Below are 14,124 nucleotides of genomic sequence, written 5' to 3'. Positions count from 1 at the left end.
CCGCGCCTGCGAACCCCGGGAAGCAGGACTCTGACGGGGGGCTTCTTTATAGATGCGGGTTAGGGATGCGCCAACAGCTCGGTCAGTTCACTGACCTGAGCGATTTCGCGCATGTCTTCTGGCATCCCGCGGATGCTCAGCGCCTTGCCGGCCGCCTGGGCATCTCGCATGAAACACAACAGCAACGACAGACCGACGCTGCTGGATTTCTCCACCGCCGAACAATCGACTACCACGGCCGCAGCCTTGCTGGCCTTGATCAGCGCCTGCCCCTGCTCGCGCAATTGAGGGCCGGTGCGATAATCCAGCACACCGCTGAGCCGCAGCTCGCCGGCGTCGTCCATCTGGACCGCCGCCTCACTCATTGGGTCTGTTTCTCGGTGGATTGCTCAGCGGTTTCCTTGGCCTTGGCGACTTCCCCGGCCCAACCATTGATGGTTTTGTCCAGGTCGTTGCCATTGCGCTGCATCGCATCAGCGAACTGATCACGGAACAGCTTGCCAATGTTGATACCGTTGATGATGACGTTGCGCAGCTTCCACTCGCCGCCGATCTTTTCCAGTGTATAGGACACAGGATAGATAGCGCCGTTGCTGCCCTTGACTGTCATGCCGACGCTCGTACGGTTGCCCGACTCGTCCTTGGCAGGATCAACGGTGATGCCTTGGTTGTTGTACTCAAGCAAGGCATTGCCATAGAACTGGAACAGACCCTTCTTGAAGTTTTCTTCAAAGGTCTTCATTTGCGCAGGGGTCGCCTTGCGCGAGTACTTGACCGTCATGATGCTCTTGGAAATACCTTCGGCATCCACTACAGGCCCGACAATGCTGTTGAGCGCCGCGTAGAAGTCCTGCGGATCCTGCTTGTACTTCTCTTTGTTGGCGGCCAGGTCGGCCAGCAGCCGGTTGGTGGTGTCCTGGACCAGCTCGTGCGCGCTAGGCGCCGCCACGGCATGGGCCATCATCGGCAAGGCCGCGAGCAAAACCAACAGGCCACGTCGCAAGGTAGAGATCATTCAAAAGCTCCTCATTTGGCGTCTTTGCTAACGGTATTGAGCAGGAATTTACCGATCAGGTCCTCGAGCACCAGCGACGACTGGGTGTCGTGGATGGTCCCGCCATCCTTGAGCAGAGCCTCTTCCCCGCCCACACTGATGCCGATGTACTTCTCGCCCAACAGGCCAGCGGTCAGGATAGATGCAGTGGAATCTGCCGGTAGGTTATCTACGCGCTTCTCCAGTTGCATGGTTACCCGACCGGTGAAACTGTCGCGATCCAGATCGATTGCCGTGACCTTGCCGATGGTCACACCGGCCATGGTCACTTTAGCTCTGACAGTCAAACCGGCGATATTGTCGAAATACGCATAAAGTTTATAGGTTTCGGTGCTCGGGCTCGGGGACAGTCCACTGACCCGCAACGCCAGCAACAGCAAAGCCAGGATGCCAGCCAGCAAGAAAAGGCCGACACCGATTTCCAGGGTGCGGTTTTGCATCAGAAATCTCCAAACATCAAGGCGGTCAGAATAAAGTCCAGGCCGAGCACAGCCAAAGAGGCATACACCACGGTCTTGGTAGTGGCACGACTGATCCCCTCTGAAGTGGGTTCACAGTCATAGCCTTGGAATACGGCGATCCAGGTCACGACAAAGGCGAAGACAATGCTTTTGATGATGCCGTTGAGCACATCGTCGACAAAGGTCACGCTGTTCTGCATGTTCGACCAGTAGGAGCCTTCATACACGCCCAGCCAGTCGACGGCCACCCAGGAACCGCCCCAGATACCCACCACGCTGAAGATCATCGCCAGCACCGGCAAGGAAATGAAGCCGGCCCACAGGCGCGGGGCAATGATGTACTTGAGCGGGTCCACCCCGATCATCTCCAGGCTGGAGAGCTGTTCGGTGGACTTCATGTTGCCGATTTCCGCGGTCAGTGCCGAACCGGCACGCCCGGCGAACAGCAATGCCGTGACCACCGGCCCCAACTCACGCAGCAGCGTCAGCGCCACCATCTGCCCCACCGCCTGCTCCGAACCGTAGCTGGACAGGATGTTGAAGCCTTGCAGCGCCAGCACCATGCCGATGAATATCCCGGAGACCACGATGATCACCAGGGACATCACGCCCACCGAATGCAGTTGCTTGACCAGCAGGCCAAACCCGCCACCGATGCCACCACGCCCCAGCAGTGCGTGAAACAGAAACAGCGAAGAGCGCCCGAACACCGCCAGCACGTCGATGCCGCCCTGGCCGAACCGGCGCACCCTTTCCAAAAGTGAAATCTTGCGCATCAACGCTTCCCCAGGAGATCTGCGCGGTAATCCGTCGCTGGAAAGTGATAGGGGACCGGACCGTCGGGCTCGCCTGTCATGAATTGACGGATACGCGGATCGTCCGAGTTCATCAGCTCGTCGGGCGAGCCCTGCCCCAACACCTGCCCGTCGCCCACGACATAGATGTAGTCGGCGATGCTGGCGGTTTCGGCCAGGTCATGGGAAACCACGATACTGGTAATGCCCAGCGCATCGTTGAGCAAGCGGATCAGGCGCACCAGCACGCCCATGGCAATGGGGTCCTGGCCGACGAAGGGCTCGTCATACATGAGAATCTGCGGATCGAGCGCAATCGCCCGCGCCAGTGCGACACGACGCTTCATGCCGCCGGACAGTTCGTCGGGCATCAGGTCGATCGCACCGCGCAATCCCACGGCCTGCAATTTGAGCAGGACGATGTCGCGGATCATTTCTTCGGGCAGCTCGGTGTGAACGCGCAACGGAAACGCGACGTTCTCGAAGACATCGAGGTCGGTAAACAGTGCGCCACTCTGAAACAGCACACCCATGTGCTTGCGTGCATCGAACAGATCACTGCGCGACAACGCCGGCAGGTTCTGACCATTGACCCATACTTCGCCACTGGCAGGCCGCAACTGCGCGCCCATCAAGCGCAATAGCGTGGTCTTGCCACACCCGGAAGGCCCCATGATGCCGGTGACCTTGCCGCGCGGGATGCGGATATCAATGTTATTGAAAATGCTGCGCGCACCGCGCTTGAAGGTCAGTCCCTTCAGCTCGACCGCGTAGGCGTTATCGGCACTCATCTAAACTCCTTGCGATGCAGCCTCACACTCGGACGCCGGGCTTCCTGACAAAAGCACATACTCCTGGGCGGGCCGAACTGGCGGCGAACTATATCACTGCAAGCGTCACGCGCCCAAGGCCAATGCCAGACCATGTTCAGCGACATGACAGCCAGAAAGCTCCATCTAGAGGGGATTCGGTAACAACAGATGACGATGGGCAACGAACTTGCGTGAGGGTTTCAACCATACCGGCTATAATCGCCGCCTTTTCATCAGGCCAAACATTTTCAAAATGAGCCAATCCAGCGACCTGATCAAGTCAGCACAACGCACCATTCGCCTCGAACTGGAAGCCGTAAAAAGCTTGCTGCCCCGTATCGACAAGGATTTCGTGCGCGCCTGCGAAATGATTCTGGCCAGCAAAGGCCGCGTCGTCGTGGTCGGCATGGGCAAATCGGGGCACATCGGCAACAAGATCGCCGCCACCCTGGCCAGTACCGGTACCACGGCCTTTTTCGTGCACCCGGCCGAAGCCAGCCATGGCGACATGGGCATGATTACCCGTGATGACATCATCCTGGCACTGTCGAACTCCGGCTCGACCAATGAAATCATCACCCTGCTGCCGCTGATCAAGCGCCTGGGCATCCAGCTGATCAGCATGACGGGCAAGCCCGACTCGCCGCTGGCCAAGGCGGCAGAGGTCAACCTGAATGTACAGGTCGACCACGAGGCCTGCCCATTGAACCTGGCGCCCACCTCGTCGACGACCGCGGCACTGGTCATGGGTGACGCCCTCGCCGTCGCGCTGCTGGAAGCTCGCGGTTTTACCGCTGAGGATTTCGCCTTTTCCCATCCGGGCGGTGCGCTGGGCCGACGCCTGCTGCTGAAAGTGGAAGACGTCATGCACGCCGGGCAAGAGCTGCCGCAGGTACAACGCGGCACCCTGCTCAAGGATGCGCTGATGGAAATGACCCGCAAGGGCCTGGGCATGACCGTGATAATGGAGGCCGACGGCAAGCTGGCCGGGATCTTCACCGATGGTGATTTACGCCGCACGCTGGACCGCAGCATCGACATCCACACCGCCACTATTGATCAGGTCATGACGGCCCATGGCAAGACGGCCCGTTCCGAAATGCTCGCCGCCGAGGCCCTGAAAATAATGGAAGATCACAAAATCAACGCGCTGGTCGTGGTCGACAGCGAAGATCGCCCGGTCGGTGCCCTGAACATGCACGACTTGCTGCGTGCGGGAGTAATGTAATGAGCACGGACCTGCTGCAACGCGGCCAACAGATCAAACTGGCGGTGTTCGACGTCGACGGCGTCCTGACCGACGGGCGCCTGTACTTCCTCGAAGACGGTAGCGAATTCAAGACGTTCAACACCCTCGACGGCCAGGGCATCAAGATGCTGATGGCCGCCGGCGTACAGACCGCGATCATCAGCGGCCGCAAAACCCCGGTAGTCGAACGACGCGCGAAGAACCTCGGCATTCCCCACCTGTACCAGGGCCGCGAAGACAAACTGGTGGTACTCGACGAGCTTCTTGCGCAACTCGGCCTAAGCTATGAACAGGTCGCCTACCTCGGTGACGACCTGCCGGACCTGCCGGTGATCCGCCGCGTCGGCCTGGGCATGGCAGTGGCCAACGCCGCCAGCTTCGTGCGCGAACACGCACATGGCATCACCCTGGCCCGTGGCGGCGAAGGTGCTGCCCGCGAGTTCTGCGAATTGATCCTGCGCGCCCAGGGCCGCCTCGATGCGGCCAATGCCGCGTACCTGTGAGCCAAATCATGTTCAGCAAAAAAGTTCGCAAGACATTGGTGGTCAGTTGCATCGTGGCGATTTTCGCCGCGGTCGGCTACTGGAACATCAGCCCGGAACGCTTTCTCGACAAGCCACCGGCCAAGACTGAAGAAAGCCCGATCGACTGGTACGCGACCAACACTCACACCTTGCAGTACCTCGAAGACGGCAAGGTGCAATACGAAATGACGTCGGAAAAAGCCGAGCACGTCAAGGCAACCGACATCACGCTGGTGACCAAACCCGACCTGAACATGTACCGCGGCACTGATTTTCCGTGGCATGTGACCAGCGATCACGGTGAGGTGAACTCCGGCGGGACCGAGGTCGAACTGATCGACAACGTGCGCGTCAAGCGTACCGACGAAAAGAACCGCGACACCCTGATCACCAGTACTCGCATGACCGTGTTCCCGCAGCAGCAATATGCGCAGACCCAGCAACCCGTTAGAATCGACGGCGCTGGCGGTGTATCGACTGGTGTCGGCATGAAGGCGTATTTGAAAGAAAGCAGGATACACCTGCTATCGAACGTAAGAGGACAGTATGAGGCTCGTTAAAACCCTCCCTATTTTGCTCAGTCTGGGCGCAGCACTGGGAAGCGTGAGCGCCTGGGCTCTGCCGGACGATCAGCAGCAACCCATCCGCATCCAGGCCGACGACGCCCAACTGGACGACAAGAACGGTGTGGCCACCTATACGGGCGATGTGGTCATCACCCAGGGCTCGATCATTGTCAAGGGCAACAAGGTGACCATGACCCGCGCCCCCGATGGCGACGTCGACGTGGTGACCTCGGTGGGTAACCTGGCCTACTTCGAGCAACTGCAGACCGCAGGCGACACCAAGCCCGTGCAGGGATGGGGCGTGACCATCCAGTACCTCGCCAAGCAAAATCGTGTCGTGCTGATCGACCGCGCCAAGGTCATCGACAAGGACAGCAACGTCACTCAAGGCGAGAAAATCGTCTATGACACCGAGAAAAAGCTGGCCAGCGCCGGTCGCGCAACGGGCAGCAAGGTGACCGAGTCGCGTCCGCGCATCGACATGGTGATCCAGCCGAAAAAGAAAACCGACGAGCAAAAGGCCCCTTAATGGCAACTCTGAAAGCCCAGCACCTGGCCAAGAGCTACAAGAGCCGCCAGGTCGTGCGAGACGTCAGCCTGTCCATCGACAGCGGCCAGATCGTCGGCCTGCTCGGCCCCAACGGCGCCGGCAAGACCACCTGCTTCTACATGATCGTCGGCCTGGTACAGGCTGATCAGGGGCGCGTGCTGATTGATGACCTCGATGTCAGCCACCAGCCGATGCACGGTCGTGCCAAGGCGGGTATCGGTTATCTGCCGCAAGAAGCGTCGATCTTCCGCAAACTCTCCGTGGCCGACAACATCATGGCCATCCTCGAGACCCGCAAGGAACTCGACAAGGCCGGTCGCCGCAAGGAACTGGAAAGCCTGCTGCAGGAGTTCCACATCAGCCACATCCGCGACAACCTCGGCATGAGCCTGTCCGGTGGCGAACGCCGTCGCGTGGAAATCGCCCGGGCACTGGCCACCAACCCGAAATTCATCCTGCTCGACGAACCGTTCGCCGGCGTTGACCCGATCTCCGTGGGTGACATCAAGCAGATCATCCACCACCTCAAGGCCAAGGGCATCGGCGTACTGATCACCGACCACAACGTCCGCGAAACCCTGGATATCTGCGAAACCGCCTATATTGTCAACGATGGTCAACTGATCGCCGAAGGCGACGCTGAAACCATCCTGGCCAATGACCTGGTGAAAGAAGTGTACCTGGGGCATGAATTCCGCCTGTAAGCATCGCGGTGTCCGGCGAGTCGGCAGAGCGCTTGGCGCAATAAAAAATCAACCTTTTTTTATTGTTACAGCGCTCTAGGCAAACGCCGCGGTTTCGGGCATATAATTTGCTTATGTTTGGCGCTCCGGCGCCCTGTAGTGGATGGCGCATGTGCGCCGGCGAATAAGGTGTTAAGCCCCTGCCATGAAACCATCGCTAGTCTTGAGAATGGGCCAGCAGCTGACGATGACACCGCAGCTGCAACAGGCCATCCGCCTGCTCCAATTGTCGACCCTGGACCTGCAACAGGAAATCCAGGAGGCCCTGGAGTCCAATCCGATGCTCGAGCGCCAGGAAGAAGGCGACGACTTCGACAATTCCGACCCGCTGGCCGACAACGCCGAACACAAACCCAGTACCGACACCCAGGAACCCTCCTACCAGGAAAGCGCCACGACCGTCGATAATATCGAGGAAGGCGACTGGAACGAGCGCATTCCCAACGAACTGCCTGTCGACACCGCCTGGGAAGACGTCTACCAGACCAGCGCCAGCAGCCTGCCGAGCAACGATGACGACGAGTGGGATTTCACCACCCGCACATCAGCCGGCGAGAGCCTGCAAAGCCACCTGCTGTGGCAATTGAACCTGGCACCGATGTCCGACACCGATCGCCTGATCGCCGTGACCCTGATCGACTGCATCAACAACCAGGGCTACCTGGACGAGACGCTGGAGGAAATCCTCGAAGCCTTCGATCCGGAACTGGACATCGAACTGGACGAAATCGAAGCCGTCCTGCACCGCATCCAGCAATTCGAACCTGCCGGCATCGGCGCACGCAACCTGGGTGAATGCCTGCTGTTGCAATTGCGCCAACTGCCCGCCAAGACGCCTTGGCTGGCCGAAGCCAAGCGCCTGGTCACTGACTATATCGACTTGCTCGGCAGCCGCGACTACAGCCAGCTGATGCGCCGCATGAAGCTCAAGGAAGATGAGCTGCGCCAGGTGATCGAGCTGGTCCAGAGCCTCAACCCGCGCCCGGGCTCGCAAATCGAGTCGACCGAAGCCGAATACGTGGTTCCGGACGTGATCGTGCGCAAGGATAACGAACGCTGGCTGGTGGAGCTCAACCAGGAGTCGGTGCCCCGCCTGAGGGTCAACGCCCAGTATGCGGGCTTCGTTCGTCGTGCCGACACCAGCGCCGACAACACCTTCATGCGCAATCAACTGCAGGAAGCCCGCTGGTTCATCAAGAGCCTGCAAAGCCGCAACGAAACCCTGATGAAAGTGGCCACGCAGATCGTCGAGCATCAGCGCGGCTTCCTGGAGTATGGCGACGAAGCCATGAAGCCATTGGTCCTGCATGACATCGCCGAAGCGGTCGGCATGCATGAGTCGACGATTTCGCGGGTTACCACGCAGAAATTCATGCATACCCCTCGGGGCATTTATGAACTGAAATACTTTTTCTCCAGTCACGTCAGCACCTCCGAGGGCGGAGAATGCTCGTCCACGGCGATTCGCGCGATCATCAAAAAACTGGTGGCGGCGGAAAATCAGAAAAAGCCGTTGAGTGACAGCAAGATCGCTGGTTTACTGGAGGCACAAGGCATTCAGGTGGCTCGCCGCACCGTCGCCAAGTACCGCGAATCCCTCGGGATCGCGCCTTCGAGCGAACGCAAGCGGTTGATGTAGGGCCACGCCACAGCGTTCCAGTGGCAGATCATCTGGATCTGCCGCTTTATGCACTGGCAACGAAGGAGAAGCTGTATGCAAGTCAACATCAGTGGACACCAACTGGAAGTGACCAAGCCCCTGCGTGAATACGTCGAGCTCAAGTTCAAGAAGCTCGAGGGGCATTTCGACAAGATCACCAACGTGCAAGTCACGATGTGCGTCGAAAAGTTGAAGCAGAAAATCGAAGCCACGCTGCATATACCCGGCAATGAGGTCGTCGCCAACGCGGAACATACCGATATGTACGCGGCAATCGACGCACTGACCGACAAGCTGGATAAACAACTCAAAAAGCATAAGGAAAAGACTCAGAGCCTCCTCCAGGGCGCTACGGGTCGTTAACACTCCCAACCCATGATCCGACTTGAAAGCATCCTGACCCCCGGCCGTTCCCTGGTGAACGTGCCGGGCGGCAGTAAAAAGAAAGCCCTCGAGCAAATTGCCAACCTCATCCATCGCGAAGTGCCGGATCTGGCCATGCAGGATGTTTTCGAGAGCCTGGTCGCCCGTGAAAAACTCGGCTCCACCGGCTTTGGTAATGGCATCGCCATTCCCCACTGCCGTCTAAAGGGCTGTGATGCGCCCATCAGTGCCTTGATGCACCTGGACGCCCCTATCGATTTCGACGCCATCGACGGCGCTCCGGTTGACCTGTTGTTCGTGCTACTGGTCCCGCAAGCCGCTACCGATGCGCACCTTGAGTTGTTGCGCCAGATTGCCAGCATGCTCGACCGCAAGGACGTGCGCGACAAACTGCGCAACGCTGCGAGCAATCAAGCCTTGTATCAGGTTGTCCTGGACGAGCAAAACGGGCAGTAATCATGCGCTTGATCATCGTCAGCGGCCGCTCCGGCTCAGGTAAAAGTACCGCCCTCGACGTCCTCGAGGACAACGGCTACTACTGCATTGACAACCTGCCTGCCGGGTTGCTGCCTGAACTGGCCGAGCGAGCGCTGATACACACCGAACTGGCACAGCCACTGGTTGCCGTGTCCATCGATGCTCGCAACCTGCCAAGCCACTTGTCGCGGTTCCCCGAGTTACTGGCAGAAGTGCGCAGTCGCCACATCCAGTGCGATGTCCTCTACCTGGATGCCGACGAAGAAACCCTGCTCAAACGTTTCTCGGAAACCCGTCGGCGTCACCCGCTGAGCAACGCCAACCGCTCGCTGGCCGAAGCGATCAACGACGAGACCACCCTGCTCGGTCCAATTGCCGACCTTGCCGATCTCAAGCTCAACACCACCAGTCTGAATTTGTATCAACTGCGCGATACCATCAAGCTGCGCCTGCTAAACCAGCCGGAACCCGGTACGGCGTTTCTCGTGGAGTCGTTCGGGTTCAAGCGTGGTATGCCGGTCGACGCCGACCTGGTATTCGATGTGCGCTGCCTGCCCAATCCTTATTGGAAGCCTGAGCTGCGCGAGCAGTCCGGGCTCGACCAACCGGTGGCCGAGTACCTGGCTGCGCAACCCGATGTCGAGGAAATGTTCCAGGACATTTCTACCTACTTGCTCAAATGGCTGCCACGCTTTGCCGCCAGCAACCGTGCCTATGTCACCATAGCCATTGGCTGCACCGGCGGCCATCACCGCTCCGTCTACCTGACTGAACGTCTTGGCCAGGTCCTGCAGCAATCCCTGAAGAATGTCCAGGTCCGCCACCGCGACCTCAGCTAAAGGATTCACACCGCGATGCCTGCTCTGGAAATCGAAATCATCAACAAGCTGGGCCTGCATGCCCGCGCTTCGGCAAAATTCGTTGGGGTTGCCGGTCAATACAAGGATTGCACGATCAGGGTAGGACGCACGCCGGAAACCACCGTCGATGGTAAAAGCATCATGGCGATGATGATGCTGGCCGCCGGCAAGGGCACCAAGATTCATTTGAGCACCGAAGGCGAGCAGGCACAGGAAGCGCTGGATGCGCTGGTGGCGTTGATCAATAACTATTTCGACGAAGGCGAGTAAAGCTCAAGGACCGTCCGAACTCGGACCGAGCCGGGGCTTGCTGGCCAAGCGGCCTTAAACATCAGGATGATCTTTCTGGCGCCATCGCTGGCAAGCCAGCCCCCACACGCTTGGCCAAAGCTCGACAAAAAAAAAGGCGCGCCACCCAATGGGTGGCGCGCCTTTTTTTGTCCAACGGGCGAAGCTTAGCTGCCCGCCACCGTCATCCGCTCGATCAACACCGAGCCCGTGCGAATGTTGCTGCGCAGTTCCAGGTCATTGCCCACGGCAACGATCTGCTTGAACATGTCTCGCATGTTGCCGGCGATGGTCACTTCCTGGACCGCGAACTGGATTTCGCCGTTCTCAACCCAGTAACCCGCCGCGCCACGGGAGTAATCACCGGTGACCATGTTCAGGCCCTGGCCCATCAATTCGGTGACCAGCAGGCCGCGCCCCATACGACGCAGCAGGGCAGCCTGGTCCTCATCGCCATGGGTAACGAACAGGTTGTGCACGCCACCCGCATTGGCGGTGCTCGGCATGCCAAGCTTGCGGCCTGAGTAGGTGCCGAGGATGTAGGACACCAACTCGCCCTTTTCGACAAACGGCTTGGCGTAGGTTGCCAGGCCGTCGCCATCGAACGCTGCACTGCCCATGGCCTGCATCAGGTGCGGCCGCTCGTCGATGGTCAGCCATTCCGGAAACAGCTTCTGCCCCAGCGTACCTTCGAGGAACGAGGATTTACGGTACAGGCTGCCACCGGAGATCGCCGAGAGGAAACTGCCGAACAAGCCGCCGGCCAGTTCCGCGGAGAACAGTACCGGCACTTCACAGGTCGGCACCGGACGCGCACCCAGACGGCTTGCGGCGCGTTGCGCAGCACGCTGGCCGATGCTCACCGGGTCCGCCAGCAGATTGCCCTGGCGGTTCACGTCATACCAGTAATCGCGCTGCATCTGGCCATCAGCCTCGGCGATCATCACGCAACTCAAACTGTGCCGGGTCGACGCATAACCGCCGATAAACCCGTGGCTGTTGCCGTAGACGCGGCAGCCCTGATGCGTGCTCAGGGTGGTGCCATCGGCATTGCTGATCCGGCTGTCGGCGGCAAACGCTGCGGCCTCACAGGCCAGCGCCTGCTCAATCGCCTGTTCCGGGGTAATGTCCCATTGGTGGAACAAATCGAAGTCCTGAACATCCCTGGCCATCAGCGCGGCATCCGCCAGGCCCGAGGCTTCGTCTTCAGAGGTGTGCTTGGCGATAGCCAGGGCAGCGGCAACGGTTTCGCGAATCGCCTCTGGCCCACTGGCCGACGTACTGGCCGAGCCCTTGCGCTGACCGACATACAAGGTGATGCCAAAACCCTGGTCGCGGTTGAACTCGACGGTTTCGACTTCGCGCTGGCGAACGGTGGTCGACAGGCCCTGCTCAAGGGACACCGCCACTTCACAGGCACTGGCGCCCTGTCGCTTGGCTTCAGCGATGATTTGCTCGACTTGTTCTTGCAGTGCCGGCAACGCTTGTGGGCCGACGCTTTCAACTGCACTCATGCTGTTCTCCACTCAAATTCTGCTTTCGGTAACGGTCATCGAGCGACCGGGCCGGACAAGCGGCCCCCGACTGGTTATCATGGCGGCGTTTCTTTGCGGACGGCCACCATGGTTGATTCTTACGACGACTCCCTCGATACGGGAGAAAAAAGCAAATCCCAGGTTAAACGCGAGCTGCATGCTCTAGTTGACCTCGGCGAGCGCCTTACAACGCTCAAGCCCGACTTGCTGGCAAAACTGCCGTTGACCGACGCCTTGCGCCGGGCCCTGGCCGATGCGCCCAAGCACACCGCGAACATCGCGCGTAAACGGCACCTGCAGTTCATCGGCAAACTGATGCGCGATCAGGACACTGACGCAATTCTGGTTTTGCTCGATCAACTCGATGCCTCCACTCGCCAGTACAACGAACGCTTCCATAACCTGGAACGTTGGCGCGATCGCCTGATCGCCGGCGACGATGCCGTACTGGAAAAATTCGTCGTCGACTACCCGGACGCGGACCGCCAGCAATTGCGTTCCCTGATCCGTCAGGCGCAGCACGAGGTTGCGCAAAACAAGCCTCCTGCATCCAGCCGTAAAATCTTCAAGTACATCCGTGAGCTGGACGAAACTCAACGCGGTCTGCGTTGATTCTCGTCCATCCCCTGTAGGAGCTGCCGCAGGCTGCGATCTTTTGATCTTTTAAAAAGCAAAAGATCGCAGCCTGCGGCAGCTCCTACAGGGGGATGTATGTGCCTAAGCGCCCGTGCCACCCACGGTGATCGCATCAATCTTCAGCGTTGGCTGGCCGACACCCACCGGCACCGACTGACCATCCTTGCCACACGTCCCCACACCGCTGTCCAGCGCCAAGTCATTGCCGACCATCGACACCTTGCTCATGGCCTCCGGGCCGTTGCCGATCAACGTCGCGCCTTTGACCGGGGCGGTGATCTTGCCGTCTTCGATCAGGTACGCCTCGCTGGTGGAGAACACGAACTTGCCGCTGGTGATGTCCACCTGGCCGCCGCCGAGGTTGGCGCAGTAGATGCCGCGCTTCACCGACGCGATGATTTCTTGCGGGTCGCTTTCGCCGGCCAGCATGTAGGTGTTGGTCATGCGCGGCATCGGCAGGTGCGCGTAAGATTCGCGACGACCGTTACCGGTGCGGGCTACGCCCATCAGGCGGGCGTTGAGCTTGTCCTGCATGTAGCCCTTGAGTACGCCGTTTTCGATCAGTGTGGTGCACTCGGTTGGCGTGCCTTCGTCGTCAACGCTCAAGGAGCCACGACGACCGGCCAAGGTGCCATCATCGACGATGGTGCACAGCTTGGACGCCACCATCTCGCCCATGCGCCCGCTGTAGGCCGAACTGCCCTTGCGGTTGAAGTCGCCTTCCAGGCCGTGGCCGACCGCTTCATGCAGCAGCACGCCCGACCAGCCGGAGCCCAGCACCACCGGCAAGGTTCCGGCCGGCGCCGGAATGGCTTCCAGGTTGACCAGCGCCTGGCGCAACGCTTCACGGGCATAACCCATGGCGCGATCTTCAGCCAGGAAATAACGGTAATCGGTACGCCCGCCACCGCCGTGACCACCGCGTTCGCGACGGCCGTTCTGTTCGACGATCACACTGACGTTGAAGCGCACCAGTGGCCGGACATCCGCCGCCAGGCCGCCATCGGTGGACGCCACCAGGATCCGCTCCCAGACCCCGGCCATGCTCACGGTGACTTGCTGGATACGCGGATCAAGGGCACGGGTGGCGGCATCGATGCGCTTGAGCAGGTCGACTTTCTCGGCACGGGTCAGCACTTCCAGCGGATTGTCCGGCCCGTACAACTGCGCCACATCCTGGGTGGTGAACGCTTGCACGGTGCCATTCTGTCCGGCCCGGGAGATCGACCGGGCGGCTCGGGCAGCCGCGCCCAAGGCTTCCAGGGTGATGGCATTGCTGTAGGCAAAACCGGTCTTCTCACCGGATTGCGCGCGAACACCAACCCCTTGGTCGAGGTTGAAGCTGCCTTCCTTGACGATGCCGTCTTCCAGCGCCCAGGACTCGGAAATCTGCCCCTGGAAATACAGGTCGGCGGCATCGATGCCAGGGCCGGCCAGGTCGCCAAGCACACCTTGCAGGCTTTCGATCGTTACGCCACCGGGTGCCAGGAGGTGCTCACTGACTGAGGACAACAACTCGCTCATATGCTTT

General features: G+C 59.8%; 18 protein-coding genes. 11 read left to right on the top strand and 7 right to left on the bottom strand.

The annotated features are described in order from the left end of the window. Positions 1-59: 59 nt before the first annotated feature. The 5 genes from HGP31_RS04520 to HGP31_RS04500 are packed head-to-tail and all read right to left on the bottom strand — an operon-like array spanning position 60 to position 3,100. Positions 60-365 (bottom strand): STAS domain-containing protein, encoded by a 306-nt coding sequence (locus HGP31_RS04520; protein WP_033044847.1) that lies wholly within the window; start codon positions 363-365, stop codon positions 60-62. Beyond that, on the bottom strand, positions 362-1,015 hold the full coding sequence (locus HGP31_RS04515; RefSeq protein WP_020796648.1) for an MlaC/ttg2D family ABC transporter substrate-binding protein: 654 nt from the start codon (positions 1,013-1,015) through the stop codon (positions 362-364). Before HGP31_RS04515 ends, HGP31_RS04520 begins: the two co-directional genes overlap by 4 nt. 11 nt (positions 1,016-1,026) lie before the next feature. Further along, complete coding sequence (gene mlaD / locus HGP31_RS04510; RefSeq protein WP_008054374.1) at positions 1,027-1,494, bottom strand: outer membrane lipid asymmetry maintenance protein MlaD; 468 nt, start codon at positions 1,492-1,494, stop codon at positions 1,027-1,029. Further along, positions 1,494-2,291, bottom strand: coding sequence for a lipid asymmetry maintenance ABC transporter permease subunit MlaE (mlaE, locus tag HGP31_RS04505; protein ID WP_020796647.1), 798 nt, complete (start codon positions 2,289-2,291; stop codon positions 1,494-1,496). The genes mlaD and mlaE overlap by 1 nt, the downstream gene beginning before the upstream one ends. After that, a complete protein-coding gene (locus HGP31_RS04500) occupies positions 2,291-3,100 on the bottom strand; it encodes an ATP-binding cassette domain-containing protein (protein ID WP_020796646.1) in 810 nt (269 codons plus the stop codon). Before HGP31_RS04500 ends, mlaE begins: the two co-directional genes overlap by 1 nt. Positions 3,101-3,374: 274 nt before the next feature. Here HGP31_RS04500 and HGP31_RS04495 point away from each other — a divergent pair, with 274 nt between their 5' ends. The 10 genes from HGP31_RS04495 (at position 3,375) to HGP31_RS04450 (ending at position 10,404) form a co-directional block, all read left to right on the top strand. After that, entirely contained in the window at positions 3,375-4,349 is a 975-nt protein-coding gene (locus tag HGP31_RS04495; protein ID WP_020796645.1) for a KpsF/GutQ family sugar-phosphate isomerase, read from the top strand. After that, entirely contained in the window at positions 4,349-4,873 is a 525-nt protein-coding gene (locus tag HGP31_RS04490; protein WP_020796644.1) for a KdsC family phosphatase, read from the top strand. Before HGP31_RS04495 ends, HGP31_RS04490 begins: the two co-directional genes overlap by 1 nt. Positions 4,874-4,881: 8 nt before the next feature. After that, positions 4,882-5,454, top strand: a complete 573-nt coding sequence (gene lptC, locus HGP31_RS04485) for an LPS export ABC transporter periplasmic protein LptC (RefSeq protein ID WP_020796643.1) — start codon at positions 4,882-4,884, stop codon at positions 5,452-5,454. Further along, positions 5,441-5,989, top strand: coding sequence for a lipopolysaccharide transport periplasmic protein LptA (gene lptA / locus HGP31_RS04480; protein WP_033044848.1), 549 nt, complete (start codon positions 5,441-5,443; stop codon positions 5,987-5,989). The genes lptC and lptA overlap by 14 nt, the downstream gene beginning before the upstream one ends. Then, complete coding sequence (lptB, locus tag HGP31_RS04475; protein ID WP_008054366.1) at positions 5,989-6,714, top strand: LPS export ABC transporter ATP-binding protein; 726 nt, start codon at positions 5,989-5,991, stop codon at positions 6,712-6,714. The genes lptA and lptB overlap by 1 nt, the downstream gene beginning before the upstream one ends. A 184-nt stretch (positions 6,715-6,898) precedes the next feature. Next, positions 6,899-8,392 (top strand): RNA polymerase factor sigma-54, encoded by a 1,494-nt coding sequence (locus HGP31_RS04470; protein WP_033044849.1) that lies wholly within the window; start codon positions 6,899-6,901, stop codon positions 8,390-8,392. 75 nt (positions 8,393-8,467) lie between these two features. Next, complete coding sequence (gene hpf / locus HGP31_RS04465) at positions 8,468-8,776, top strand: ribosome hibernation-promoting factor, HPF/YfiA family (RefSeq protein ID WP_020796640.1); 309 nt, start codon at positions 8,468-8,470, stop codon at positions 8,774-8,776. Between the two features lie 12 nt (positions 8,777-8,788). Next, positions 8,789-9,253 carry a PTS IIA-like nitrogen regulatory protein PtsN gene (gene ptsN, locus HGP31_RS04460; protein WP_151140482.1) on the top strand — a complete coding sequence of 155 codons (465 nt, stop codon included), beginning with the start codon at positions 8,789-8,791 and terminating at the stop codon, positions 9,251-9,253. 2 nt (positions 9,254-9,255) lie between these two features. Further along, positions 9,256-10,113, top strand: a complete 858-nt coding sequence (gene rapZ / locus HGP31_RS04455; protein WP_020796638.1) for an RNase adapter RapZ — start codon at positions 9,256-9,258, stop codon at positions 10,111-10,113. A gap of 15 nt (positions 10,114-10,128) precedes the next feature. Next, positions 10,129-10,404 carry an HPr family phosphocarrier protein gene (locus HGP31_RS04450; RefSeq protein ID WP_020796637.1) on the top strand — a complete coding sequence of 92 codons (276 nt, stop codon included), beginning with the start codon at positions 10,129-10,131 and terminating at the stop codon, positions 10,402-10,404. A gap of 185 nt (positions 10,405-10,589) precedes the next feature. Here HGP31_RS04450 and pmbA read toward each other — a convergent pair whose 3' ends face one another. Next, complete coding sequence (gene pmbA / locus HGP31_RS04445) at positions 10,590-11,936, bottom strand: metalloprotease PmbA (RefSeq protein ID WP_033043844.1); 1,347 nt, start codon at positions 11,934-11,936, stop codon at positions 10,590-10,592. 108 nt (positions 11,937-12,044) lie between these two features. Here pmbA and yjgA point away from each other — a divergent pair, with 108 nt between their 5' ends. Next, positions 12,045-12,569: a ribosome biogenesis factor YjgA gene (gene yjgA / locus HGP31_RS04440; RefSeq protein WP_008054354.1), complete on the top strand. Its 525-nt coding sequence runs from the start codon at positions 12,045-12,047 to the stop codon at positions 12,567-12,569. Between the two features lie 105 nt (positions 12,570-12,674). Here yjgA and tldD read toward each other — a convergent pair whose 3' ends face one another. Beyond that, positions 12,675-14,117 carry a metalloprotease TldD gene (gene tldD / locus HGP31_RS04435; RefSeq protein WP_020796634.1) on the bottom strand — a complete coding sequence of 481 codons (1,443 nt, stop codon included), beginning with the start codon at positions 14,115-14,117 and terminating at the stop codon, positions 12,675-12,677. Positions 14,118-14,124 lie beyond the last annotated feature (7 nt).

Source organism: Pseudomonas umsongensis, from assembly GCF_012647205.1.
In the GTDB taxonomy this organism is placed as follows: Bacteria; Pseudomonadota; Gammaproteobacteria; order Pseudomonadales; family Pseudomonadaceae; genus Aquipseudomonas; species Aquipseudomonas umsongensis.
This window is presented reverse-complemented; position numbering and strand designations above follow the sequence as displayed.

What these genes read in the sequence shown, in the direction of transcription:
- HGP31_RS04520 (WP_033044847.1), bottom strand. Translation starts at nt 365, where the DNA reads ATGAGTGAGGCGGCGGTCCAGATGGACGACGCCGGCGAGCTGCGGCTC.
- HGP31_RS04515 (WP_020796648.1), bottom strand. Translation starts at nt 1,015, where the DNA reads ATGATCTCTACCTTGCGACGTGGCCTGTTGGTTTTGCTCGCGGCCTTG.
- mlaD (WP_008054374.1), bottom strand. Translation starts at nt 1,494, where the DNA reads ATGCAAAACCGCACCCTGGAAATCGGTGTCGGCCTTTTCTTGCTGGCT.
- mlaE (WP_020796647.1), bottom strand. Translation starts at nt 2,291, where the DNA reads ATGCGCAAGATTTCACTTTTGGAAAGGGTGCGCCGGTTCGGCCAGGGC.
- HGP31_RS04500 (WP_020796646.1), bottom strand. Translation starts at nt 3,100, where the DNA reads ATGAGTGCCGATAACGCCTACGCGGTCGAGCTGAAGGGACTGACCTTC.
- HGP31_RS04495 (WP_020796645.1), top strand. Translation starts at nt 3,375, where the DNA reads ATGAGCCAATCCAGCGACCTGATCAAGTCAGCACAACGCACCATTCGC.
- HGP31_RS04490 (WP_020796644.1), top strand. Translation starts at nt 4,349, where the DNA reads ATGAGCACGGACCTGCTGCAACGCGGCCAACAGATCAAACTGGCGGTG.
- lptC (WP_020796643.1), top strand. Translation starts at nt 4,882, where the DNA reads ATGTTCAGCAAAAAAGTTCGCAAGACATTGGTGGTCAGTTGCATCGTG.
- lptA (WP_033044848.1), top strand. Translation starts at nt 5,441, where the DNA reads ATGAGGCTCGTTAAAACCCTCCCTATTTTGCTCAGTCTGGGCGCAGCA.
- lptB (WP_008054366.1), top strand. Translation starts at nt 5,989, where the DNA reads ATGGCAACTCTGAAAGCCCAGCACCTGGCCAAGAGCTACAAGAGCCGC.
- HGP31_RS04470 (WP_033044849.1), top strand. Translation starts at nt 6,899, where the DNA reads ATGAAACCATCGCTAGTCTTGAGAATGGGCCAGCAGCTGACGATGACA.
- hpf (WP_020796640.1), top strand. Translation starts at nt 8,468, where the DNA reads ATGCAAGTCAACATCAGTGGACACCAACTGGAAGTGACCAAGCCCCTG.
- ptsN (WP_151140482.1), top strand. Translation starts at nt 8,789, where the DNA reads ATGATCCGACTTGAAAGCATCCTGACCCCCGGCCGTTCCCTGGTGAAC.
- rapZ (WP_020796638.1), top strand. Translation starts at nt 9,256, where the DNA reads ATGCGCTTGATCATCGTCAGCGGCCGCTCCGGCTCAGGTAAAAGTACC.
- HGP31_RS04450 (WP_020796637.1), top strand. Translation starts at nt 10,129, where the DNA reads ATGCCTGCTCTGGAAATCGAAATCATCAACAAGCTGGGCCTGCATGCC.
- pmbA (WP_033043844.1), bottom strand. Translation starts at nt 11,936, where the DNA reads ATGAGTGCAGTTGAAAGCGTCGGCCCACAAGCGTTGCCGGCACTGCAA.
- yjgA (WP_008054354.1), top strand. Translation starts at nt 12,045, where the DNA reads ATGGTTGATTCTTACGACGACTCCCTCGATACGGGAGAAAAAAGCAAA.
- tldD (WP_020796634.1), bottom strand. Translation starts at nt 14,117, where the DNA reads ATGAGCGAGTTGTTGTCCTCAGTCAGTGAGCACCTCCTGGCACCCGGT.